Raw genomic sequence first — 25156 nt, 5'->3', positions numbered from 1 at the left:
AAGCCGACGGTGCGAGTTAATTTTCGCCCTGTTTTTTGTGCTACTTTTTTGCGCCAAAAAAGTAGTGGGAAGAAAACATCTAAATGCTGGCGCTACCACCCACAGCCACGCTTTACTTTTTTGCTACTTTTGGATGGTAGTCGGGTGGCTGCTGTTTAGCAAGGGCAAAAACACAACCGAGCACGAAGTGCGAGTTCAGCGAAGCTAATCTTCGCCCAGCCTAGTGCGCAGATATAGACTACGGGGAGCGGGGAGTTTTATCCAAAAATATGTAGTTGCTGTTGATAAAACAGTAGTGAAGTAAATTTTTTAAAAAAATGGAACCTATTAATATTATGTTGACATTAGAGGAACTAGTCAAAATTCATAATGAAGATTCTAAAATTTGGCTTGAGAAAATGACTTTTTCAAGAGAAAGTGAGAAGAAATTCTCAAGTAATTTTAATTATTATCATGTTTTACTTGCAATATCTAACTTAATCAAAAGTGAATTGGAAGTTTTAAAACAAAATTTTTATATCTCTGCTCTTATTGATGAACTTCAAATAAAAAAGTTCAATAGTAGATTACTAGATTATGGACTAAACTCGATCGTTTATTGTATTTTAAGCGACAATGAAGCATTAATTCAGCGTTATGCAAAATTGCGTTACCAGCGTGGGGCAAATGCAGAAATGAGTATGGACGAAATGGTCGCCACGGGTGAGTTGCCCATATGGTGCAACACGATTCAGTTTTTTATGGTAAATGATGATGCAGGTGTAGAAAGAAACTTAAACATTATCGAAACCAAAACACTAAAAAGTTTTCCGAAAAAAGAAGAAGGATTAAAAGACGATTATGAGTTTTACAAAGCCTTGCATACAAGCGATAAAGCAAAAATGGAAGGAATATTAGAAAAATTAGTTAGTCCCAAAATCCATAAAAAAAGAAATGATAATCCAATATTAAACCAATACATTTCTTTACCAGCATTAGGCTATGCCAAACTTGCTTGGAGAAAAGGTGTTGAAGTAGAAGTGAATAGTCCATTAATTCCCCAAGAATTACTCCCCATTCAACCATTAGAACATTATGAAATACCTTATGATTTTTTAAAGTAGATAAAATTGGGCCCCGTTGGCCGTAGTTTAAATTAAAAGCACGGGGCTCTGCATAGTTAATGCTCCGCTACGACTGTAAATGCGTCGAACAAAAGAATCGGTCTTTTACCGCTATTGAAAGGAAACCGTAGAACCATACATCAGCGCAGCCATAGCTAACGGCTGCGCTTTCCTTTTTTCTAGCGAGTAGATTCAAATACCTTACAGGCGGAGGGGGCTGGGGTATGCAGTGTGGAATCAAAAAGGGGTGCATCCTCAATGGTGCACCCCTGCTCTCTTCTTGTTTAGTCGACTACTTTGTTAGCTCAAGTATTAGAGCCGAATGTTCCTTTAAGTCTATTTTGCCCGACTTGAACGAGTAGGTGTAGCCGGTGGCTACATCGGTACCTCCCGTAAAGTCTTTAAGTATCTCGTTAAAGCGGCTGGTGTTTAGCTCGCGTAGCTCGCCGTTGTTTAGCACCACCATTACGGCCTTGCCGTTATGCACCTTAAAGTAGGTGTAGGTTTCGCCATCGGGGATAAACTGGATGAGCTTACCCTTGGTTACCGCCTCGTTTGTTTTACGCCAATTCATTATTTTGGTGATGTAGCTAAAGGCCTCCTGCTGCTTTTCGGTTAGCCCCTTTCCGGTGGCCACGTTTACAGCATCGCCAGCCCATCCCCCAGGGAAATCCTTACGGATGTAGGCGTGCTCGCCGCCCTCGTTGTTGTGGTCGAGGTATTCGGTGCCGTAGTAAATTTGTGGAATACCGCGGGTGGTTAGGATAAAGGCTATGGCCTGCTTCCACTTGTTGATGTCGTTGCCCACGTTGGTGTAGAGCCTCGATACGTCGTGGTTATCGGGGAAGATAAGCAGATCGTTGGCATTCTGGTACGCGTTGTCTTGGGTAAGCACGGTGTACAGGCGGGCAAGCCCTTCGGTCCAGCTGGTTTTTTCGTTAAAAGCAGGTGCTAGGTTGTCGTAAATCGGGAAATCGGTTATCGAGCGTAGGTTAGACTGGTAGCCATCCTTGTTGGCCACCCCCTTTTGCCAGTAGGCGGTTGCAGGGACAGTCTTTAGCCAGCATTCTCCCACGATGTTAAACTTGGGGTACTCGTTCATCACCTCGGTTATCCAGCGGGTCATGGCCTCTTTTTCGGGGTAGGGGTAGGTGTCCATGCGGATGCCGTCTAGCCCGGCGTATTCAATCCACCATATCGAGTTCTGAACCAGGTAGCGGTACACAAAGGGGTTGCGCTGGTTAAGGTCGGCCATGTGGCCATCAAACCAGCCGTCGTTCATCTTGTTGATGTCGTACTGCGAGGCGTTGGGATCGCTAATAACTTCGCCACGGAAGTTGGAGCGCTCGTGCGTTTCGGGATAGTTAACCCAATCCTTGGCAGGGAGATCTTTTATGAAGTAGGTGTTGGTGCCAACATGGTTAAACACCATATCCATGATAACCTTAAGGCCCTTGTCGTGCGATTTTTTTACAAAATCGGCGTAGAGCTGGTTGTTGCCAAAGCGGCGGTCGATGTTGTAAAGGTCGGTAATGGCGTAGCCGTGGTACGACTGGAAGGGCTGGTCGTTTTCCTGTACCGGATTTAGCCAGATGCTGGTAACGCCTAGGTTTTTAATGTAGTCTAAATGGTTGATGATGCCCTGCAGGTCGCCCCCGTGACGGGTGTACTTACCCTTGCGGTCCATCTGCTCCATTCCCTTAATGTTGTCGTTGGATGGATCGCCGTTCGCGAAGCGGTCGGGCATAATAAGGTAAACCACATCCTGAGCGTCGAATCCCTGATGCTGGTTGGCATCGTTGGAGCGCTGCTTAAGCGTGTAGGGTTGTACAATGGTCTTCTTCCCTTTCTTGGTAAATTCGATGTTAAAGGTGGTTGCCTTTAAATCTTTATCGAGGGTAAGGTCTACGGCCACGTAGCTGGCGTTCTCGAATCGGTTTACCTTGTCGATGGTAATGCCCTGCTGCTTGATGCGGGGCTCGTACGAGGAGATATCCTTTCCGTAAACCAGCAGCTGTAGGCTGCTATTCTTCATGTCGACCCACCAGAATGGGGGATCAATTCGCTGAACCTGCGCCATCGCAATTTGGCTGGCAAAGGCAAGTATTAGTGCAAATAGTAGCGTTTTTATTTTTATCATGGCGATGATTTTTTGTCCAAGTTATTGCTTTCTAGAATGATTGTCAAACAAATTATACGAATAACCATTTTGGGCGGTTTGTGGTTCGATTTGTTGATACGAATGATGCGGGAACGGGGATAGTTTGTAGCAGTGAATCTAGCCTAGGGCGGCTCGATTGTAGAGAGTGAGTAAGGGGAGAAGGATTCTTTTGCCCAGCAAGCGCAAGGCAGCGCATCGTGGAGGGGGACATAAAAAAAGAGAACCTCCAGCAGCATGGCTTGGAGGTTCTTTATGCTATTTCAACTTTACTTAATTCGTTGTATGCAGCAGGTTGCTATGCGGCGAGTGCTGCCTAAAAGTCGTCCTCTTCGGTCTCCTTTTTGTTAAGCCCTTTGGTGGATAGCAGCCCACAAGCGGCGTAGATATCCTGTCCGCGCGAGGCCCTAACGGTGGTGGTTACCCCTTTATCGTTAAGGGCCTGCTTAAAGTTTTGTACGGTTGCCTCGTCGGAACCCAGCAGCGGGGTGTTGGGTATTGGATGGAAGCGGATAAGGTTGATGCGGCACTTTATCCCATTTAGGATGCGCACAAGCTCCTTTACGTGGGCAGGCGTATCATTTACACCCTTAAACATAATATACTCGAAGCTTACGCGTCGCTGCTTGGTAAAATCCCAGCTTTTGAGCTCGGCAAGCACGTCGTGTATCTTGTATACGTTTTGAATTGGCATCAGCTTGCGGCGCTCCTCATCGAAAGGGGTGTGCAGGCTGATGGCCAGGTGGCACTTGCTTTTCTCCAAAAACTCCTTCATGGCAGGGATTATGCCAATGGTAGAGACCGTGATGCGGGTTGGGCTCCAGCCGTAGCCGTAGTCGGATGTAAGAATCTCGAGCGAGGCCAGCACGTTTTTAAGGTTGTCCATTGGCTCGCCCATGCCCATGTACACCAAGTTGGTTAGCTGCTCGAACTCAGGAATGGCTCTTACCTGGTTGAGTATTTCGCCGGCGGTAAGCTGCGACTGGAAGCCCTGCTTGGCGGTCATGCAGAACAGGCAGCCCATCTTACAGCCGCTTTGCGAGGATACGCACAGCGTCGCTCTTTCCTTATCGGGGATGTAGGCACTTTCGATAAACTTGCCACCAACCGTTGGGAAGAGGTACTTTTTGGTGCCGTCAACCGATTCCTGAACGTCGGTGGTGGCAATGAACCCAACCTGATAGTGCTCGTTAAGCGCTTCGCGAGCCTTGAGCGATAGGTTGGTAAACTGATCGATGCTGGTGGCGTTCTTCTTGTAAAGCCAGTCGGCCATCTGCTTTGCCGTAAAGGCTGGCATCTTAAGCTCGGCGGCTACCGCCTTAAGCTCGTCGAGGGTTTTACCGAATAGCCAAGGCTTATCTTGATTCGTTGTCATTAGAAAAATATCTCCGAAAGAATGTTTTCGTAGGGAACGCCTCGTTCTATGAGCAAGTCCCTAACTTCGTTAACCATTAGCGGGTTGCCGCAAAGGTAGTACTTTTCTTTTAATGGTAGGGATGGCGTTTCCCTAAGGTAGGCTGTAAGACGACCCGCATAAATGCCGGCTGCAGCGGCTTGCGAGCAGCATCGGGTGTAGGAAAGACCATCTTCCTGCTCGAAAAGGTTGGAGAAATAAAACCCGTCTAGCGATCTAGCTCCTTGTATAAGAGTTTTCCCTTTGGCAAATCCCGATTTACTCATGGAGATGAAGGGTGCAACGCCAGTGCCTGTGGCAATCCATACGGCAGGTTCGCTGCCTCCTAGAAAGCTTCCGTAGGGCTTGGATACCTGTACGTAGTCGCCTTTACGCAACTTTACGAGCAGGTTGGTAAGAATACCTTGCGGCTTTACATCGAAGAGGATGCCAAGGTGTGGCTCGTTTACGCCAGAGGCGATGCTGTAAAGGCGAGGCGCTATGTTGTCGGTTAGGGTTAGCGAGATGACCTGTCCTGCCTCAAAATCAAATGGGCGCTCGAAGGTGAGGTACGACACACCTGCAGCAACCTCTATGATGTCTATAACCTGGCACCTAAAGGGGCAGGCGGCGCTGTTGTTGTTCATTGCGGGTTTATTTTGCCTAGGGTAACACAAAACAAACCCATTTGTTTGAGGGTGTAGCAGCATTGAGTTTGTTGTCTTTTTTTAAGAATGCTGCATGGTTCTTTTCGTTTTAAAAATGAGTGTGAAATTATTTTAATAATAGATTTGTGGTGACTATTTGGTAACGCATCTAACCTAAATATTGATGAGAAAGAATATCGTTATAGCTGTATTAATTGCCATTTCCTTTGTCTTTAGCAGCTGTGGTGGGAATAGACCTTCGGAAGAAAACTATGAGTCAGACACCACTTCGAGTGCCGCTCAAAATCTAGAAACCAGCACATCAACCCCAGCAGATAGGAAGTTTGTTAAAACGGTTGACCTGCAGTTTAAGGTAAAGAATGTTTTTGAATCGACCTTGAGCATAGAGGGTAACGCCAAGAGGTTTGGTGGTTATACCATCAGCTCGGATATTCAGCATAGCGTAACGCAGGACAGGGAGGTGCGCTACACCACCGATTCGTTGATGCGTATAAGCCAGATCTCCTATAGCAATAAAATTGTAGTTAAGGTGCCAAGCCAGCAGGTTGACAGCTTTCTGCACTCCATTAGACCTTTAATTGCCTTCCTAGACTATAGAACCATAACGCTGACCGATGTTACCAACCGATCGAACGCGAATGAGGCTGTGACCAGAGCCTACGATGAGGCGGCGCAGAACATGACCGAGCAGGTGGATAGCCGAGCAGGTAAGGTAGGAGAGGCTGTAGAGGCGGAGCAGGCCGCACTAAATACGAAGATTGCCGCAGCCGAAATGGCGGCAGCAAAGCAGCAGCTGCAGGATGATGTGCGAATGAGCACCGTCATTCTTAACATCTACCAAAAGGAGACTTTAGCGAAGGATGTGTATGCCAACTTTGATAAGGTTGCTACCGATTCGCAAAGCTTTATAAGTAGGTTGGGCGACTCGATAGCCTACGGCTGGGAGACGGTGAAGGAGTGCTTCCTGTTTATTGTGCAGCTATGGGGCGTGATGCTGTACCTAGCACTTGCCGTGTTGGCCTACTACTGGGTACGAAAATTTGTTGAGAAGAATAGAAAAAAATAGGGACAGGGCATAAAGATGCCCAGCTTAGTTGGAATATAAGGAGAAGAAGCCGACTGTATAAACCACTCTACGGTCGAAATTTTGAATTGGGACGATGCCCCTCTTTAGTGCCGGTAGGTACGGAAGAGGTGGATTGATATGTTTTGAATTGCTGGCAGACGATTTGCCTTATAGTATGCCATTAACACGAACTTAAGACTTAAATGGTGAGAAGAATTTTTGGAATTGCTATCGCAATGGCGATGTTAGTATCGTGCGAGACGGATTTTGTTAGCACGGACAAAGGAGGAAGCACCACAGGAACTGGAAATACTGGCAGCTCGGAAAAGCCAGGAGAAACAGGGGGAAGTACGGTTGCCGCAGGGGTTAGCACCTGGCATTGGGGATCGGAAACAAGTGCAAATGGAATTAACTACATTGTTGTAGATGAGGCGAAAATGAGCCAAACCATTAGCAGCTACGCGGCCAACAACGTGAAAAGAGTGTACGGAGGATACTCGCGCATTCCGGCGCATCCAACCCAAAAAGTAAGCCTTGCCAAATGGAATAGCAAGCTAAAAGCGGCGGGCATTAAGTCGATATATTTGGCAGGCGACGCCCTGTGGATTTATCCAGAAAATAGGCAGACGATGCGGGATTACATTCAAACCTACTACATTAACTTTAACAAATCGGTGGGGAGCGATGCCACACTTCAGGGACTACATGTGGATATTGAGCCACATCAGCTAAATGAATGGGCAACAGCTTCTATGCAGCGAAAGCGCGAGCTGCTATACCTGCTAAAGGATACCTACCGCGATCTTCGAAATCTTTTGGTAAGCAGCGGAATGGGAACCGATGAGATTATGGCTGATATTCCAGCTTGGTTTGACGAAATGAGCGCCATTGGATGGAACTCTACGGCAGATAGGGATGGCTGGTTTGCCGATGCATCCAAGTACCTTAACGGTTTCTCGATTATGGCCTACGAGGTGAATTCTGTGCCTACCATTGTTAGTAGAGGAAGCTGGGAGCGAAGCAACTTTAAGGGAAGCGTGGAGACAGGGCTAAATGCTGATGAGATTGGTAGCGTTTGGAAATCGAAAGCTGATTTTGTTGGGGCGCTAAACCAGGTGGGAACACAAACAAAGGCGAGTACCGCCATTCACAACTACGACACCTTTATGAGCAAGTAGCCAAGGGCAAAGTGGTAGCATGCTGCTTAATATGGGACGTATCGTGGTTACTATATACTGCAGCACGCAATGTTTTTTGTGGAAAGAGGAGATCTTTAGCCAAAAGTTAGATGGATAGTTCTGGGCTGGCAGCTCGTGCTGGCCCAATATAAATTTAGGCAGCGCCATCTACCCAGTTAAATACCAATGTAGGTTGGGTAGCTAGCGCTTTACGCCGCAACGATTCGTTGCAACGATTTCTGTATAGTTTAGCGCAGGAGCAGGCTTGTAGGGTTTGGCTATATGTGTAACTTTAAGGGCTTTTTTGCAGGATATGCCAGAACCCCTTATTTTATGATGATAGAAAAGCTACTAGAAATATCTATAGCGGCAGCTATTGCTGCAGGTAATGCAATACATGACATTTATACCGATCCGTTGGCAGATTTTTCGGTGGAGCATAAGGCGGACAATTCGCCGCTTACCATTGCCGATAAAAGGAGCCATGAGGTGATTATGTCGTACCTAGAGAAGACGCAAATCCCAATACTTAGCGAGGAGGGGAAGGAGATTTCGTATGCAGTGCGTAAGGAGTGGAGTACCCTTTGGATTGTAGACCCGCTAGATGGCACCAAGGAGTTTATAAAGCGTAACGGAGAGTTTACGGTAAACATTGCGCTGGTGGAAAATGGGGAGCCAACGCTTGGGGTTATTTACGTCCCCGTGACAAGGATGCTCTACTACGGAGCAAAGGGAGTTGGCTCGTACAAGGTTGAGGTGAGCGCAGCTACCTCGATGGAGCAGCTATACCAAAATGCGGTAAAGCTACCTGTGGCTAAACAGCACGAAGGTTTTGTTGTTGTAGCCTCTCGGTCGCACAAGAACGCGGAAACGGAGCAGCTCATAAACGAGCTGAAGCAGCAGCACGGAGAGGTTGACCTCCGATCGAGCGGAAGTTCGCTGAAGATTTGCCTTGTTGCAGAAGGTAGCGCTGATATTTATCCACGTTTTGCACCAACTATGGAGTGGGATACCGCTGCTGGGCATGCCATAGCGCTTTATGCCGGTAGGCAGATGGTAAAAAAGAGCAGCGAGGAGCCGCTAACCTACAATAAGGAGCAGCTGCTGAACCCTTGGTTTATTGTTAGGTAAGCTGATATGCCCGAAGAATTGCTTAGAGCGCAGCTGCATGGAGGTATTTTTGATTTAAGTATATTTGATTCCGATTTTCGGGAATTGTAAGGGAGCATCTATTGTATGAAAGAGAAACATATATACCCAATTTTTGATAAAACGCTGCAACGGTTGGATAGGGAGCGGCTTTTGAATCAACGCTCGAAGGTGGTTTGGTTTACCGGTCTGTCGGGATCGGGGAAAAGTACGCTTGCTTTGGCTTTGGAACGCGAGCTGCACGGCCGCGGTTACCTTTGCTACCTGCTTGATGGCGATAACATTCGTTCGGGGATAAACAGCAACCTAGGTTTTACGGAAGCGGATAGGGTGGAGAACATCAGGCGGATTGCCGAGGTGTGCAAGCTCTTTGTTGACTGTGGCGTGGTTACGCTGGCCTCGTTTGTGAGTCCGACGAACGACATTAGAAAGCTTGCCTCCGACATTGTAGGAGCCGAAAACTTTGTGGAGGTATTTGTGAGTACCCCGCTGGAGGTTTGCGAGCAGCGTGACGTAAAGGGTCTTTACAAGAAGGCCCGAGCTGGAGAGGTGAAAGATTTTACGGGGATATCGTCGCCGTTTGAGCAGCCCCAAAGCCCCGCATTGACCATTGATACCTCGAAGTTTAGCTTAGAGGAGTGCACCCAGCAGCTGCTGGAGGTGCTGCTGCCAATGGTTGGCGAAAATAGCTAACAGTTTAATGTAAACAATTATCTGAAAAGATGTCAGAATATAACCTAAGCCACCTTAAGGAGCTCGAAGCGGAGTCTATACACATTATCCGCGAGGTGGCTGCTGAGTTTGAAAATCCGGTGATGCTTTACTCTATCGGTAAAGATTCGTCTGTAATGGTGCGTTTGGCCGAAAAGGCGTTTGCACCGGGCAAGGTACCCTTTCCGTTGATGCATATCGACTCGAAGTGGAAGTTTAAGGAGATGATTGAGTTTCGGGACGCCTATGCGCAGAAGTTTGGCTGGGACCTTATTGTGGAGTCGAACCAGGAAGCTTTTGAGGCGGGCGTTGGTCCATTTTCGCACGGGAGTAAGGTGCATACCGATTTGATGAAAACCCAAGCGCTACTAGCGGCGCTAACCAAGCATAAGTTTGATGCGGCCTTTGGTGGCGCGCGTCGAGATGAGGAGAAGTCGCGTGCCAAGGAGCGCATCTACTCGTTCCGCGATCGGTACCATCAGTGGGATCCAAAGAACCAACGACCAGAGCTGTGGGACGTGTACAATGCGCGGGTGCACAAGGGTGAATCTATTCGCGTGTTTCCGCTATCGAACTGGACCGAGCTGGATATTTGGCAGTACATCCGTTTGGAGAATATCCCCATTGTTCCGCTATACTACGCCAAGGAACGGCCCGTTGTAAATATGGATGGCAACCTGATAATGGTTGATGATAGCCGGATGCCGGCGGAGCTGGCGGATAAGGCTGTGATGAAGATGGTTCGCTTCCGTACGCTGGGATGCTACCCGCTTACTGGAGCTGTAGAGTCGGAGGCTGCCACCATTGAGGAGATTGTGGAGGAGATGATGACCACCACCAAGAGCGAGCGGACCACCCGCGTTATCGACTTCGACCAGGATGCGAGCATGGAGCAAAAGAAACGCGAGGGTTACTTCTAAAATTGGAGAATGATGTCAGCAGAAAAAATCAACATAAAGGAATTTTTAGATAAAGACGAGAAGAAAGATTTGCTACGGCTGCTTACGGCAGGCTCGGTGGATGATGGGAAATCGACCCTTATAGGGCGTCTTCTATTTGACAGCAAGAAGCTGTACGAAGACCAGCTCGATGCGCTAGAGCGCGACTCGAAGCGCCTAGGCAATGCCGGAGGGGAGATAGACTACGCGCTGCTTTTAGATGGCTTAAAGGCTGAACGGGAGCAGGGGATTACCATTGATGTGGCCTACCGCTACTTCTCGACCAACCGCCGTAAGTTTATTATTGCAGATACGCCAGGTCATGAGCAGTATACGCGTAATATGATTACCGGGGGATCGACAGCTAACCTTGCAATAATACTGGTGGATGCCCGTACGGGAGTTATTACCCAAACAAAGCGGCATACCTTTATTGTATCGCTGCTGGGAATAAAGCACGTGGTACTTGCCGTAAATAAGATGGACCTGGTAGGGTATAGCCGCCAAGTTTTTGACAACATAGTGGCCAACTACCTGGAGTTTGCCAAGGGACTTAACATTCCGGATATACGTCCGATACCGCTGTCGGCATTGAAAGGTGACAACGTGGTAGAGCTATCGGAGGAGATGCCTTGGTACCAAGGGAGCAGCCTGCTGGAGTTTCTGGAAACGGTGCATGTGGGCAAAGATCGCAACTATGCAGACTTTCGTTTTCCGGTGCAGTACGTGCTGCGGCCAAATCTAGACTTCAGAGGATTCTCGGGGAAGGTGGCCTCGGGTGTTATTCGTCAAGGAGATACCATTATGGCCCTTCCGTCGGGAAAACAATCGAAGGTAAAATCGATTTACACCTACGACGGCGACCTGCAGGAAGCATTCCCGCCCCAATCGGTAACGATAACCCTAGAGGATGAGATTGATATTTCGAGAGGGGAGATGATTGTTCGTCCGGATAATCTGCCCAGCGTAAGTAGGCACTTTGAGGCGATGCTGGTATGGATGGACGAGCAGGCTATGAAGCCAGGACAGCAGTATTTTATTAAGCACACCACCAATACATTGCGGGCGCAGATTGATGAAGTGGCTTACCGTGTAGATATCAACACGCTAGATCAGCTACAAATTGACTACTTTAAGCTGAATGAGATAGGAAAAGTGAAGGTAACCACATCGCAGCCGCTACTTTTTGATCCGTACACCAAAAATCGTAACACGGGTGCATTTATCCTTATCGATCCGATAACCAACAACACCAGCGCAGTGGGGATGATTATCGGGAAGGCCGACAGCGCCAACGAGGAGCTGGTGCTAACCCACGAGGAGCGCGCGCGCGTAGCTGCCGGATGTAGCCTTATAGGCGCCAAGCAGCGATTTGAGCGGACTGGGCAAGCTGGCCGAATAATTGTTGTTGAGGGAAATGCCGAAAGAAGGGAGATGGCCTACGTGCTGGAGCGCAACCTCTTTAACGAAGGACGTACCGTACTTCTTTTGGATGGAGCTGCCAACCCAAGCATTTGCGAGAATACCGCTCAGCTGGCCGCACTATGCAGCAGCATTAGCAGCCAAGGGTTTATTGCTATCGTGTACCTAGCGGGTGATGATTTGGCAAGTACGCTAGTGCTTAACCTAAATGAGGAGCAGCTAACCTACCTTGCCGCCAACCAACCGTTGGACGAGCAGCGGCTAAGAAGCATTATATAGCAGCTAAAGGGCATTAGCATACGGCAGGAGTCTCTTGTATAGGGGCTCCTGCCTGTTTTAAAGGAGAGAGATGCCGTAAGTAGCGGGCGCATTTGGCTCTTTGTTTGCTTAATGCTTAACGGATGGAGAGCCTACCTCGGAAGATTTTTCCGTAGGCAAGTGAAGGCATGGAGTAAAGACGGAGCAGGCAGGGGCGAATGATGAAAAGCTTATAATTTTTTTCGAAGAGCTAGTACAAAACTTGTTAGAAAATAGCGAGTTGACGCAGAAGATGACCGCCGTGGCATTTGATGCTACTAATATAAAAGATGAAGCTTTGGCTGTAGGGGAAGCAGCTTGAAGGTATGTAAGAAGAATCTTTTGCAGGTAAGTAAAATCGTCTTGCATATAGACAAAATGGTCTTGCAGCTCAATAAAAACGTCTTGCAAGTCAATAGAATGGTCTTGCAGCTCAATAGAATGGTCTTGCAGCTCAATAGAATGGTCTTGCAGCTCAATAAAAACGTTTTGCAGGTCAATAGAATGGTTTGCAGCTCGATAAAATGGTCTTGCAACTCAACAAAAACGTCTTGCATATAAATAGACAGAGATACAATAAGGAGAATGGCAAAACATATAGATAGAAACGGAAAACATATAGGAAGAATGACAAAACATACAGATAAAAAGTAAAAACATATAGGTAGAAATGGAAAACAATAGCGAAAAATCGCAAAACATATAAGAGAAATGGAAATACAATGCAATAAAATGGAAAACATATTGATAGAAAGTAAAAACATATAGATAAAAACGGAAAACATATGAGAAGAATGACAAAACATATAGATAGAAATGGAAAACAATAGCGAAAAACCGCGAAACATATAAGAGAAATGGACATACAATGGAACAAAGAGCATATACGGAGTAAAGGCGTATAGCTACCTATAGGAATGAACGAGCAGCGATGCTGATGGAGTGAGATTAAATAGGCACGAGAAGGCCATCTGCAGCTTGGCAGGAGGCGGTGGTGGTGCGGGGGCTACCAGCATTGGGCTCTAAGCAGGCAAAACGAAGGGCGCCTATTTTGAGGGTAAGCCTCTTTTATCGGCAGGTTAAGGCGGTTGAGGTTTCGATGATGATAATTTTTAGCTATCTTCAAAAAAAAGATTAGACGGAGGAGAAAAATGGAGCAGAGAGTAGGATCGGAACCAAAGAGGCGGTATCTCTTTTTTGCTAGGCTTGCCTACGCTTTTCCCATCTTGCGGCCAATAGAAGATGAAATTAGGCGAAGAGGGGATGAGGCTGCTTGGTTGGTAGAGGAGGAGATCTCGAACCTACTTAGGGAGGAGGAGAGACGGCTGCTTACCGTGGAGGATGCGCTGCGATATGATCCGATGGCCGTTTTTGCGGTGGAAAACTACATGCTAGACTTTTTGCCGGGCATTAAGGTGCAGGTGTTTCATGGGTTTAGCATCCGGAAGCGAAAGGATCAAGGCAACGGCTACGACTACGAGCATTTTAAGGTTAATGGGCTGTTTGATCTTTACTGTACGCATGGAGAAACTTCGACTGGAGAGTTTGAGCGCCTGTCGGCAGAGAAGGGGTTTTTTAAAGTTTCGGAGACAGGCTGGCCGAAGCTTGACTACCTTTTTAAGAATGATCCCTACGATTTTGAGATACTTCGTCCGAGCGAAAGACCATGCATACTCTACACCTCGACATTTACCAAGGGAATTACTTCGACGCCCTTTCTGTACGATGAGATAGAGCGGTTGGCGGCTACCCAAACGTGGGACTGGCTTATAACGTTTCATCCGAAGATGGAGAATAGCGTTGTGCTGAAGTACAAGGCGCTATCGGAAAAGTATCCTCATGTTATTTTTTATGAGGGGGATAACAACCTGCCGCTACTAAAGCGGGCAGACGTTATGGTTTGCGATAGCAGCTCGATAATTGTGGAGTTTTTGATGCTGGATAAGCCAGTAGTTACGTTTCGGAATACCAATCCGGGCGACTCCTTGATAGATATTGAGCGAGCGGAGCAGCTGGAGGAGTCGATCGAAAAGGCGCTGAAGCCAACGCCAGAGCTGCTTGGGAGTATTCGCCAGCATACCGATAGGATTAACCCGTATAGGGATGGGCGATCGGCCGAACGGGTGCTGGAGGCGGTGGAGCGGTTTAGGATGTACCACCAGGGGCGGCTGAAATCTAAGCCATGGAATCTTATTCGTAAAATCAAAATGCGGCTAAAGGCAAAGTACTATAGGTGGTAGCGGTGAACTCGTGATAGATGGCGCTTTTGAGCTGCCGTTGTGCCGTTTGTGGAGCAGCGGTATCTCTTTGCTTAAGATACCTCGATTTTTGGGTTGCACTTTTTTCGAAAATTCTCGCTTGCTGAATATTTAATAAAAAAGTAACCTTACGTAGCGCTATTGGAGCGCTGCCTTAAAAAAAGCAGCAAAGGAGCTTTGAGCGGAGGGAAGCATTGGTGATGCCTGCGATGCGTTTGAAGCAAAAGCGGATATAGGTAATTTTCCAAATGCTTTTTTCTATATTTGTTATCTTATTTGAATCAGTCTTACACACAATTCACGAAAAGTTTCTTTTTACAATGGCCTCAAGAGAATTATGGATATCTGTAATTATTACCACATACAACCAGCCTGCTTGGTTGGAGAAGACGTTGTGGGGATTCGAATTGCAATCGTACAAAAACTTTGAGGTTGTTATTGCTGATGACGGTTCGAGGCAGGAAACTACCGATCTGATTAAGAGGTATCAGGAGAGAGGTAAGCTGTCCATTCAGCATATTTGGCATGCAGATGATGGGTTCAAAAAATGTGAGATCCTGAATAAGGCAATTGTTGCATCGAAGTACGATTACCTGCTGTTTACAGATGGAGATTGCATACCACATTTCGACTACGTTGAGATACATGCCAAGAAGGCAAGAGCGGGCTACTTTTTAAGTGGCGGATACTTTAAGCTGGCTAAGCCGGTATCGGATGCAGTTACCTACGAAGACGTGGCGAGCAAAAGAATATTTAGCATTAAATGGTTGCTAGATAATGGGCAGCCCTTTTCGTTCAAGTTTATTAAGCTGTCTCGCAATCGTGTTTACAAGTATCTGATGAACATGCTAACGCCGACGAAAGCTACTTGGAACGGGCATAATGCAAGCGGATGGAAGGCTGATATTGTTGCCGTAAATGGCTACAACGAGGATATGCAGTACGGCGGACTGGATAGGGAGCTTGGCGAACGCCTGATGAATAATGGGATTGCGGGGAAGCAGATCCGTTATAGCGCCATATGCATGCACCTTGACCATCCACGACCATATAGAACTGCCGATACTTTAACCAAAAACAGGGAGATACGAGATAGGGTTAAGGCAGAACGCATTACTTGGGCAAGTAATGGGATTAGTAAGCAGCCCTTGTAGAGCTGCTTTTTGAAGTTAGACGTAGTATCTGATAAATTGAAAAGATATGATTCCATTTAATAAGCCATTTTTAACGGGCAACGAAACAAAATATATAACCGAAGCTGTTCTTTCTGGTAAGATTTCGGGGAATGGCATGTACACAAAAAAATGCCACGAATTTTTCTCCGCTAAGTACGGCTTCCACAAGTGCCTTTTGACCACATCGTGCACCGATGCGTTGGAAATGGCCGCAATTTTGGCGGATATAAAGCAAGGGGATGAGGTGATAATTCCTTCCTACACCTTTGTATCAACAGCAATAGCATTTATTCGACAAGGAGCAACAATCATATTTGCAGATAGCCATAGCGATCAGCCAAATATTGATGAGGATTTGATCGAAGGCCTTATAACGGAAAGAACGAAGGCTATTGTTCCGGTTCATTACGCCGGAGTTGCGTGTGACATGGATAAGATAATGGGATTGGCCCAGAAATATAATTTGCTTGTAATAGAAGATGCTGCGCAGGCAATTGACTCGTACTACAAGGGGAAGCCGCTGGGGAGTATAGGCCATTTGGGATGCTTCTCTTTTCATGAGACAAAGAATGTGATTGCGGGAGAAGGTGGATTACTTGCAATAAATGATCCATCGTTGGCCAAGCGATCTGAGATTCTATGGGAGAAGGGAACCAATAGGGCAGAGTTTTTTAGAGGTGAGATAAATAAGTATGGATGGGTTGATATTGGCTCTTCGTTTTTGCCATCGGAGATTATAGCAGCCTTTTTATATGCGCAGCTTGAGAATATTGAGGCAATTCAGCAAAAGAGGAAGTCGATATGGGATCGGTACTACGGTAACTTGAGCAGCTTAAGAGAGAAAGGAGTGCAGCTACCGACGATTCCTGATTACGCAACCAATAATGCGCATATGTTTTACCTGATATGCCAATCGCTCGATCAAAGAAACGCGCTGATATCGTATCTAAAGGAGAAGGAAATACTGCCGGTATTCCATTACCAAAGCTTACATGCCAGCGATTACTACAAGGATAAGCACGACGGTAGGGTATTGACAAACAGCGATAATTTTTCGGATACGCTGGTTAGGCTGCCCTTCTACTTTGAGCTGACATTGGAAGAGGTTGATAGGATATCGCAGCATATCTTGGAATTTATAAGCTAAACAGATGATTCTTCATATTGCTTTTCCGGAGAAGTTCTTTAATGATTACATTGATTTTGTCAACGACAACTTTGAGGTAGATAGGCATACCTTCTTTTTTCTAAAAAAAGGAAAAAACAGCAAGACGGCACCCAACGTGGTGTTCTCTCGCTACTACAGGTTTGGAGTACTCTTTTACATAGAGCTTCTGATCTATATGCTAAAGGCTGATAAGGTTGTTTTACATAGCCTTTCTAAATGGAGCGTTATAAGGTTTCTTTTCTTCTTTCCTTGGCTTGCGCGCAAGTGCTATTGGTACCTGTGGGGAGCCGATTTGTACTACAATATTGTAGAGAAAGGAAGCTTGAAGTATTACTACTTTAGAAATATTGCCTACCGCAAGGTTGTGAGAAATCTGGGATGCATTGTTTCCAATAGGGGAGATTATCAGATAGTAAAGGATGAGTTCAATACCCAAGCGGAGCACCTTGAAAGCTTTTTGTATCCGAGCAATCTGTTTAAGAATATAGACATATCAGCACCAGTAAAGGACGAGATTTGGATTCAGGTAGGAAATTCTGCCGATCCATCGAATAACCATCTCGAAGCCATTGACTGGATAAAGACGCTAAATCTTCCTCGATATAAGGTTGTGTGTCCGCTATCCTACGGAAATGCTAAGCATGCAGAGCTAGTGAAGCAGTATGGGCAGGAGCAGCTAGGAGAATCGTTTATTCCTTTAACCACCTTCATGAACCTTGATGAGTATGTGAAGCTGCTCTCGAAAATAGATGTGGCCATCTTTAATCATAAAAGGCAGCAGGCTGTAGGGAATATTGTAACCCTATTGGGATTTGGGAAGTCGGTTTATATAAGGGAAGATGTGACAACAACAGAGCTTTTGGAGCGAGTTGGGGTTAAGCTATTTCCGATTGGAAGAGATGGAATTACATCGATAGAGCTGCTAACGCCTGATGAAAAGGAGCGTAATATTGCTAAGATAAAAGAGTTTTTCAGTAAAGAGATGCTGATATTGCAGAGCAAAAAGATATTTGGGGATTAACCCAAATATCTTTTGGTTTTTATAAAAATGATACCCTTCGGCTTAGCTTCTGGATAAGGTCGTAGCCATCCCAAACAAGGGCAAAATCGGTAGTTTTTCCGATAGGAACAACGCGGTCGATTCCTCGGACTCTGTTTTTGAGAACAAACCCTTCCAGCACACTTTTATTTACGCCGAAATAGGCTAACGTTTGGTACTTGCTGCTAATAATTGGAGCAATTTCGTCGAGATTTGTGGTGCTGAATTCGGAGAAGTACCCACCTGCACATCTGTACAAGTCGATATTTGAAGGGAGGCTGTTCAGCTTTACCCGCCAGATAGTGTTATCCGAATCATTGTTGATGGATATGTCGGTTTCTATCGCTTGGCGATAAAAGGCTGTAAGCTTATTTACGGCCAAAATGGGCTCGAACTTGTAACGTTTGTCGACATACTCATGAAAGGCTTTCCAGAACCTCTTTTGTGCCTTATTTATGGCATCGGTAGCGCCTAACCAGATAACAAGATGAGGTGACGAGCATGCATTCTGATCGAACAGAAAGGTATCATTGTAAAAGCCTTCGGCAAGGGAGTCCAAGTTGGCCTCTTTTACAATGGATTCGGCATCAATAACTGCACATGAGTACCTATCGGCAAAAGTTATGTCGAAACTCCTAGGAGGAATCGCTGATTTTCTTATTTGATTGATCGTTTCGTCACCGCCCCAAATCACCCTAACGTCGGCAATGCCAGAAAAAATATCGGTTTCACTTCCATTTCTTTCGTAGCGTATAAGGGCAATCCGTTCGGATACCTGGTTGAACTCTTCCTGTAAGGAAAGCTGCTTAATGGCATTTACGATAATATCTACCTGCTCGAATTTTTTGGAAGGTACTCTGACGATATTGGCATTTCCGGCAAGTAGTCCTGCAACCAAAGAATAGGCAAAGTTGACTGGAACATTTGATGGCGTTACGTGAAACACCACGCCGCGACCGAGTAGGTTGCTAAGAGCGCTGTAGCTTTCGGCTAAGGCTGCAATGTTCCCTTTTCTACAGAAAAAGGCAAAGGTAGCCACATCAGGGTAGAGGCGAGCCGACCTATCCTTCATCAAGATGGAAGAAAGGCTATTTAAATAAGCTATTACCTCATGAGAAAAGATAGCATCAGGTTTAACCTCTTTCAGATGGGTAACTTCGGAATATTTGCTAAAAAGGATATCCATTGGCTAACTCTTTTTGCTGTATGTATCGCTGCAGCCTCTCACTTCAGCATTCTTCAATCGTCCAAAAATCTTAAAATATTTTCCCTTTCTTCCGCAGGGGCAGTCATCCTCGCCAAGTATTACACCTTCGTCTTCCGTTAGGAGGCTATGGCCAGGATAGCTTTTAGGGAGCATTGAAACAACCTGAATTAGCCCTTTTTCTCCAATATTGGCGACAGAGAAATCTTCAGTACGTCGTATGATGATGTCAGAAAAAATAGAGCAATGTAGGTGCCCTTGCTCGCATTCCATATAGATAGTTCCTGTTTGCTCGACCATTCCGTAGTAATCGTAAACCTTTTGTATGCCACAAACATCAAAAAGCCTTTTTTTGAATTCTTCGGGAGTTACGGATTCGCCAACAAGCTTTTTCCACCCTCCGCCATGTATTAGGATGCCCTTGCTAAGGTCTAACTTAGTGCCTTTTTTTACCAGCTCGTTGTAGAAATGGAGCCAGATCATAAACGTAAAACCAAACAGGAAGATGGGAGATTCTTTATGCTCTTCGAGGAACTTTTGAACCCCATCTACATCCAACTCCATGTTTTCGTTAAGGGCATAGCAGCGCTTAGACCCGAACATGGAAAAACCTAATATTCCAGCACCTCTTGCTGAGAACATAGCTCTGTTTTTCACCACTTCTGAACTGTCGAGTATTAGCATGGGAATGCGTTGGCTGCCAATGAACGATGATACTATTTTTACCAACGCTTTTGTTTGAAGGCTAGAAGTTTCCCTATCAAGATAAATTCGAGAGACGGCTTGCCCTGAAGTTCCTGATGACGTCATTGTTTTCACGACATCTTCCTGAGGAACGCTTCTTAATTCAAATTCTTTGAAGAGTCGTACTGGTAAAAATGGGATCTTGTGGTAGTGTGGCAGATGTGCTATGCAAAGACCATGCGCATCAAGCATTTTTTTGTAAGCAGAACACTTCTGATAGTGCATTTGAGTAAGCTCCTGTTGTACCTCGTTCATAAGGGAATCCTTTTCCGCATGGTTTAATGAATAAGGAGCTATATCAAGTATTTTTTCGATATCAACCATTTGCTAAAAGTGGAGTTGAGAGTAGAGTACTTTTCCTGAAGAACTTTTTGGGATCTCTTTTATTACCTGTATGTCAAAAGCAGATACGTGGATTCCTGTTTTAGTCGATATAAAGCGTTTTACTTCCTCGCTTTTGCTTGGGTCTGTAATAAAAACAGTAAGCTTGTCATCAACTCCAACACATGCAACCTCACCTATAATTTCCTTCAGAAGTTGCTCTGCTGCGTCGAGGCTTACCCTATTCCCAAATATTTTGATAAACCGCTTTTTACGTCCAACAATATAATATAGGCCATCTTCGTCACGGTGAGCAATATCTCCAGTGTAAAGAAGCCCTTTGTTTTCATCTCCTTTTTCGAGGTCCAAGATAGATTCGGCATACCCCATAGAGACGTTTGCTCCTTTATAAAGAAGTTCCCCTGAAATATTTGGTAAGGTTATTTCATTTCCATTTTCATCGGTAAGATGGAAATCTCCACCAGGAATCGCGATTCCGATGCTTGATGGTTTTAGGCTTACGAGTTCAGAAGGCAGGTAGCTCATACGGGCAGTTGCTTCTGTTTGGCCGTACATCACAAAAAAACGCTTACCGCTAATGTTACATGAGTTGGCAAAGTATTCCACGAGCTTGGGATTAAGCTTTCCTCCTGCTTGCGTTATGGTTTTAAGATGAGGTAGGTTCATTCTCTCAAAACGTAAGCGATGAAGCATTTCGAAGGTGTATGGAACACCAGCAATGCTGGAAGCCTGCTGTTCCTTTAGCATACTCCAAAACTCTTTTTCCATGATGCTTCGCGATGTCAGCAGAATGGTTGCACCGCAAAGTATGTGACTATGAATAACAGAGAGTCCATAAGAGTAGTACATCGGAAGGGTTGTGATGGGCCGTTCCTGTGAATTTATATCGAGATATTTGGCTATTGATGCCGCATTTTCCAAAATATTACTGTAGGATATGCGTACCAACTTGGGGCTGCCTGTGCTTCCTGATGTTGTGAGTAGCAGCGCGAGCTGCTTATTCAAGGAAATACATTTCGAACTTTCAGTTCTATAAAGTTGGTAGGAAAATATTTCTTGGTTTAAAGAGGTTGCTGTTAAGGTGTCGATGCAATTCTTTGCTGTCCATATATAATTAGGTGAATATTGCGAGATTAAGTCATCAAGCAACTTGCGATCAATGTTTTTATCGAGCATAAGTGGCACCCAGCCAGCCGATAAAAAGGATAGATAGCCAACAAGCGAACCTAAGGTATTATCCGAAAGGCAAAAGACCAACTTCTTTTGGGGATCTAGGGATTTAATCCGTTCAGAAAACTCGCAGATATCTCCATAATTCGCAGTTTGCCCGTTCTCATCAATAGCCAACGTATTGCTGCGATATCTGCTAAAAATGTTAGTTAGTCTATCCATAACTATTTCAACGTCTCTAAGATCCGCTCTGCGATTAAATTTGAGGTGAGCCCACACTGCTCAAGCAGGTACTCTGCATCGCCCGATTTAAGAAACTGATCTTGAATTCCTAGCCTAAGGAGTTTTACACCAGCACCTTTGCTGGTCAAGTGTTCTGCTACGGCACCACCTAAACCTCCGATTATATTGTGCTCTTCGATTGTCACAATCAGTTTCTTGTTAAGTGCTATTGCGCTTGTATCGAGAGGTTTTATTGTATGCATGTCGATAACTTCTGCAGAAATGCCTTTTTCTTCAAGCATTGCAGCAGCCTGTAATGCCCGATTAACCATTATTCCTGTAGCAATAATTTGAATGTCTGCTCCATCTCTAATTTTAATGGCTTTCCCTATTTCATACGGAAAGTCTTCCTTGTAGAGCATTGGGCAGTTTAGTCCACCTGTAAGGCGAATGTAAACGGGTTTATCTATTTTTATTGCTGCTTCAAAGGCTTTTACAGCCAACGTCGAATCGGAAGGGGATAGCACAACAATGTTAGGAATAGCCCTCATTACCGCTAAATCTTCGATGGAGTAGTGCGTATTTCCCGAAAAGCCCATTGCAAAACCAGCGCCAGAGCCAACCAGCACCATATTTAGGTTCATGTATCCCATATAATGGCGTACCTGCTCGCAGCTTCGAAGCGAGAGGAACGTAGCATAGGTTGTCAAAACTGGTTTGTAGCCTTCGGCACATAATCCCGCAGCGACACCAAGCATGTTTTGTTCTGCAATGCCGATGTTATAGAATTTATCAGGATGCTGAGCTACAAATCTATCCAAGCCAGATAAAGATGCAAGATCTGCTGTTAAAACAGCCAAATTAGGAGTCTCTTCGACAATATCAAAAATAGCCATTCCGAAGATTGATCCACGCTGTCCTAACTTAGAGAAGGTGCGCGCCTTTAGAGAGTTTATACTAATTGGCATATTCGTTTTTTATTTCTTCGAGTGCAGCTGTGTATTGGGCTTCGGATAATACGGAATGGTGCCATTCTTTTACGTTTTCCATAAAGGAAACTCCCTTCCCTTTTACCGTATTTGCGATTACAGCTTTAGGTTGGGTTGTATTTGAAAAAGAACAAAAAGCGTTCACCAATTTTTTGGTAGAATGGCCATCTACATCAGAAACTTCAAAGCCAAAACTTTGAAATTTAGCGCTCAAGGAGTCAGCGCTCATTACGTCGCTTGTTTTACCATCGTACTGAAGCCCGTTTTTGTCTACGATCACAACTAAATTGTTGAGGCCAAAATGAGAAGCCGACATTAAGGCCTCCCATATGGAACCTTCATCGCATTCGCCATCGCCAACTAGGCAATAGACTTTGTTTGGAGAGCCTTTTCTTTTAAGAGCAAGAGCTACTCCAACAGCAAATGGGAGTCCCATGCCTAAGCTGCCACCTGAGAATTCAATACCTCGTTCCAAAGAGCGAGTTGCATGTCCATGTAAAAAAGCGCCATTGTTTTCGAAAAGTGCCAATTCTTCATCAGAAAGGAATCCAAACAAATTTAGAGCAGAGTAGTATGCTAAAACGCAATGCCCTTTGCTAATAACTAAGCGATCTCTTTCTTCTGATAAAGGATTTTTACTGTCGTATTTCATAATAGATCCAAAGAGGACCGCAAATATTTCTATTGTCGAAAGGCCTCCTCCTAAGTGAGCCCCATTTCTACCTGCTCCATAAGCCACTTCTAGCGATTTTTTTCGCAAGTTGTAGGATAACAACTTCAGTTCTTCAGTATTCATCATGGCATGTTCTAGTTTACATTCCTCCGTCTATGCGGATTACTTGTCCTGTAATAAAAGAAGAGTTATCGCTACCCAGAAATAGAGCTAGCTCTGCGATTTCCGATGGCGTACCCAACCTCTTCATGGCGCTGCCTGCGATCATTTTATCTGCGGCTTTCACTTCCATTTGGTCGGCCATATTAGTTTCTACGAGCCCCGGAGCAATAGCATTCACTCGAATGCCATATCCCGCCAGCTCTTTAGCCAGCGTTTTTGTGAGGTAGATTAACGCAGCTTTGCTGGAACCATAGGCCGAATATCCTTCCATTCCATCAATTCCTGCAACTGAGGCTAAGTTTATTATTGAGCCACCACCCCATTTTTGCATCCACTTGGAGACATACTGGGTAATTGCAACCTGTCCAAAGAAATTTATTTCGAAAACTTCTTTCATTTTGGCGATAGAAGTCATTGCGAAAAAACTGCCAAAAGCAACACCTGCATTATTTACCAAGATATCAATTCTAACCTTGCTACTAAATATCTCTTTCATAGTGGAAGAGATGCTTGACTGATCGGCAAGGTCAATTGGGTAGATGGTTATGCTGACGCTATTTTTGTTCGCAAGCTCTTTTGTGAAGTTTTCAAAATCTGGAGTTATAGTTCTGATGCATGCTATTACATTGATTCCATGCGATGCATAGCATTCAAGGATTGCTTTACCAATGCCTCTATTACAACCTGTTATTAGCGCTGTTGGCTTTCTCCCTTCATTAGAACTCAACTGCATACTTTTGGTTTAGTATCTCCATCCCTTTTTCGTACGAAGATAAATCGATGATATCGTCAGTCTCCATCATAATGTCAAAAGCATCTTCCAGTGAAGCAACGAGGTTCATATGCCCAACAGAGTCCCAAAGTTCTACAGATTGGTAGGTAAGTCCTTTTAGTTGCTCATCGGTAATATTAAAATTAGCAATGAAGGCTTGGTTGTACTTTTCTATTGCAGTCATTCTATTTATTGTCTATTATGTTTTACAAAAACGCTGTATAAGTGGTTCGGCACGAAACCGAGCTGGATATGCAATCTAACAATTGGTAGGTTGTTTGAGGATACATACGTAGATATGAACTTTCCTCCTTTTGATATAGCATTTTCAATTGGCTTGGCAAGTACCGAAAATCCAACACCTATAATTGCATTGGACTCCTTGTATAAACCGGCTAGAAAGGGATAGTATGTGTTTTCCGCAACCTGCTTTTGCGTAAAAAAGCCTATAGGAGTGTCTTTGTATAGAATTTCAAAGAGTTCGGTTCCCCTAGTTCGCTCATCATTTATCCAGTTTAAATATCTTTGGGCAGCTTTTTCTGCAGAAAATTCGCTGTCTAGAAAAATTCTGTCAGTATCAAAAATTCCTTCTCGAATTCGTTCTTCGAACCGAGGTATTTCAGAGCTACTTATAGGCTTATAGGTAACCTGCTTGTTTATTCGAGATTCTAAGGGAGAGAGTCTGAAGTTGCGTACATCTAAATACATGTTTAAGCTTGATTCTGCGTAGTAGAAACCGTGTTTAGATAATAGTCTTTGGGCCTCAACATTAGGAACCTCTACTTTTGCAACGCAATATTGGTAGTTCTCGCATGCAGCAAGGGTTTCTTCGATCTCTAAACAGGAGTCATCTCTGTTGATCAGCAACTCAACAGTTTTTACTCCTAAATTTCGTTCTTCCCAAAAAGCATCAGTGACTTTCATGCTATCTCTCTTAAATGTTTTTTGTCTGAATTGCTTGCAAATGCAAAACTTCAGAATAGGCAGCAATTGCCAAGCGAACAAAGATAAAATCTTTTGAGATATTAAATTTTTGCATTTGGCGAATTTTGGAATCAATCATTCTCCTTAACAAAACTCTTTTTCAGATATCTTAAAAAAAGTATATTGCCGTCTATGTTTAATGGTGATTATGGGATATTTATTGGATATTGA

At 44.9% G+C, this 25156-nt stretch carries 21 protein-coding genes and 1 pseudogene; 11 read left to right on the top strand and 11 right to left on the bottom strand.

Going from position 1 to position 25156, the window contains the following annotated elements; translation table 11 throughout:
- The first annotated feature begins 317 nt into the window (after positions 1 to 317).
- Positions 318 to 1103 carry an immunity 49 family protein gene (locus tag L990_RS19510; RefSeq protein ID WP_052181134.1) on the top strand — a complete coding sequence of 262 codons (786 nt, stop codon included), beginning with the start codon at positions 318 to 320 and terminating at the stop codon, positions 1101 to 1103.
- Positions 1104 to 1395: 292 nt separating this feature from the next.
- Here the strand turns inward: L990_RS19510 and L990_RS17785 are convergent, their stop codons facing one another.
- The 3 genes from L990_RS17785 to L990_RS17775 form a co-directional block, all read right to left on the bottom strand.
- Complete coding sequence (locus L990_RS17785) at positions 1396 to 3243, bottom strand: glycoside hydrolase family 13 protein (protein ID WP_047452197.1); 1848 nt, start codon at positions 3241 to 3243, stop codon at positions 1396 to 1398.
- A 334-nt stretch (positions 3244 to 3577) separates the two neighbouring features.
- On the bottom strand, positions 3578 to 4636 hold the full coding sequence (gene rlmN / locus L990_RS17780) for a 23S rRNA (adenine(2503)-C(2))-methyltransferase RlmN (RefSeq protein WP_047452195.1): 1059 nt from the start codon (positions 4634 to 4636) through the stop codon (positions 3578 to 3580).
- Complete coding sequence (locus tag L990_RS17775; protein ID WP_052181133.1) at positions 4636 to 5301, bottom strand: ferredoxin--NADP reductase; 666 nt, start codon at positions 5299 to 5301, stop codon at positions 4636 to 4638. Before L990_RS17775 ends, rlmN begins: the two co-directional genes overlap by 1 nt.
- A 184-nt stretch (positions 5302 to 5485) precedes the next feature.
- On the opposite strand from L990_RS17775, the gene L990_RS17770 reads away from it, so the two are divergent.
- The 10 genes and pseudogenes from L990_RS17770 to L990_RS17720 all read left to right on the top strand — a co-directional run bounded on the left by L990_RS17770 (position 5486) and on the right by L990_RS17720 (position 17705).
- Positions 5486 to 6388, top strand: a complete 903-nt coding sequence (locus L990_RS17770) for a DUF4349 domain-containing protein (protein WP_047452193.1) — start codon at positions 5486 to 5488, stop codon at positions 6386 to 6388.
- A 203-nt stretch (positions 6389 to 6591) separates the two neighbouring features.
- Positions 6592 to 7566: a hypothetical protein gene (locus tag L990_RS17765; RefSeq protein WP_156121670.1), complete on the top strand. Its 975-nt coding sequence runs from the start codon at positions 6592 to 6594 to the stop codon at positions 7564 to 7566.
- Positions 7567 to 7902: 336 nt separating this feature from the next.
- Positions 7903 to 8697: a 3'(2'),5'-bisphosphate nucleotidase CysQ gene (gene cysQ / locus L990_RS17760; protein ID WP_047452351.1), complete on the top strand. Its 795-nt coding sequence runs from the start codon at positions 7903 to 7905 to the stop codon at positions 8695 to 8697.
- A 105-nt stretch (positions 8698 to 8802) separates the two neighbouring features.
- Positions 8803 to 9408: an adenylyl-sulfate kinase gene (cysC, locus tag L990_RS17755; protein WP_047452189.1), complete on the top strand. Its 606-nt coding sequence runs from the start codon at positions 8803 to 8805 to the stop codon at positions 9406 to 9408.
- Positions 9409 to 9437: 29 nt separating this feature from the next.
- Entirely contained in the window at positions 9438 to 10346 is a 909-nt protein-coding gene (gene cysD / locus L990_RS17750; protein WP_047452187.1) for a sulfate adenylyltransferase subunit CysD, read from the top strand.
- Between the two features lie 12 nt (positions 10347 to 10358).
- A pseudogene (gene cysN, locus L990_RS17745) lies at positions 10359 to 11945 on the top strand (sulfate adenylyltransferase subunit CysN); the annotation flags it as partial.
- Between the two features lie 1289 nt (positions 11946 to 13234).
- Positions 13235 to 14323 (top strand): CDP-glycerol glycerophosphotransferase family protein, encoded by a 1089-nt coding sequence (locus tag L990_RS17735; RefSeq protein ID WP_047452183.1) that lies wholly within the window; start codon positions 13235 to 13237, stop codon positions 14321 to 14323.
- A gap of 338 nt (positions 14324 to 14661) precedes the next feature.
- Positions 14662 to 15495, top strand: a complete 834-nt coding sequence (locus L990_RS17730; RefSeq protein ID WP_047452181.1) for a glycosyltransferase family 2 protein — start codon at positions 14662 to 14664, stop codon at positions 15493 to 15495.
- A 46-nt stretch (positions 15496 to 15541) separates the two neighbouring features.
- The gene (gene rffA / locus L990_RS17725) at positions 15542 to 16663 is read left to right on the top strand and encodes a dTDP-4-amino-4,6-dideoxygalactose transaminase (RefSeq protein WP_047452178.1); all 1122 of its coding nucleotides are present in this window, start codon (positions 15542 to 15544) and stop codon (positions 16661 to 16663) included.
- Between the two features lie 4 nt (positions 16664 to 16667).
- The gene (locus L990_RS17720; protein ID WP_047452176.1) at positions 16668 to 17705 is read left to right on the top strand and encodes a TDP-N-acetylfucosamine:lipid II N-acetylfucosaminyltransferase; all 1038 of its coding nucleotides are present in this window, start codon (positions 16668 to 16670) and stop codon (positions 17703 to 17705) included.
- Positions 17706 to 17724: 19 nt separating this feature from the next.
- Here the strand turns inward: L990_RS17720 and L990_RS17715 are convergent, their stop codons facing one another.
- From L990_RS17715 to L990_RS17680, 8 genes are read right to left on the bottom strand one after another with little or no spacing between them, the layout of a single operon-like run.
- The gene (locus L990_RS17715) at positions 17725 to 18909 is read right to left on the bottom strand and encodes an acyl-CoA reductase (RefSeq protein ID WP_047452174.1); all 1185 of its coding nucleotides are present in this window, start codon (positions 18907 to 18909) and stop codon (positions 17725 to 17727) included.
- A 3-nt stretch (positions 18910 to 18912) separates the two neighbouring features.
- Positions 18913 to 19995: an acyl-protein synthetase gene (locus L990_RS17710; RefSeq protein ID WP_047452173.1), complete on the bottom strand. Its 1083-nt coding sequence runs from the start codon at positions 19993 to 19995 to the stop codon at positions 18913 to 18915.
- Positions 19996 to 19998: 3 nt separating this feature from the next.
- Positions 19999 to 21405, bottom strand: coding sequence for an AMP-binding protein (locus L990_RS17705; protein WP_052181132.1), 1407 nt, complete (start codon positions 21403 to 21405; stop codon positions 19999 to 20001).
- Between the two features lie 2 nt (positions 21406 to 21407).
- Positions 21408 to 22373 (bottom strand): transketolase family protein, encoded by a 966-nt coding sequence (locus L990_RS17700; RefSeq protein ID WP_047452171.1) that lies wholly within the window; start codon positions 22371 to 22373, stop codon positions 21408 to 21410.
- Entirely contained in the window at positions 22363 to 23193 is an 831-nt protein-coding gene (locus tag L990_RS17695; RefSeq protein ID WP_052181131.1) for a transketolase, read from the bottom strand. Before L990_RS17695 ends, L990_RS17700 begins: the two co-directional genes overlap by 11 nt.
- 13 nt (positions 23194 to 23206) lie before the next feature.
- The gene (locus tag L990_RS17690) at positions 23207 to 23962 is read right to left on the bottom strand and encodes an SDR family NAD(P)-dependent oxidoreductase (RefSeq protein ID WP_052181130.1); all 756 of its coding nucleotides are present in this window, start codon (positions 23960 to 23962) and stop codon (positions 23207 to 23209) included.
- Positions 23946 to 24185: an acyl carrier protein gene (locus L990_RS17685; protein WP_047452166.1), complete on the bottom strand. Its 240-nt coding sequence runs from the start codon at positions 24183 to 24185 to the stop codon at positions 23946 to 23948. The genes L990_RS17690 and L990_RS17685 overlap by 17 nt, the downstream gene beginning before the upstream one ends.
- A 5-nt stretch (positions 24186 to 24190) precedes the next feature.
- The gene (locus tag L990_RS17680; protein ID WP_047452164.1) at positions 24191 to 24925 is read right to left on the bottom strand and encodes a hypothetical protein; all 735 of its coding nucleotides are present in this window, start codon (positions 24923 to 24925) and stop codon (positions 24191 to 24193) included.
- Between the last annotated feature and the right edge of the window lie 231 nt (positions 24926 to 25156).

Source organism: Alistipes sp. ZOR0009 (assembly GCF_000798815.1).
Taxonomy (GTDB): Bacteria; Bacteroidota; Bacteroidia; order Bacteroidales; family ZOR0009; genus Acetobacteroides.
The sequence above is the reverse complement of the archived record's forward strand: the minus strand, read 5'-3'. Positions and strand labels throughout refer to the sequence as shown.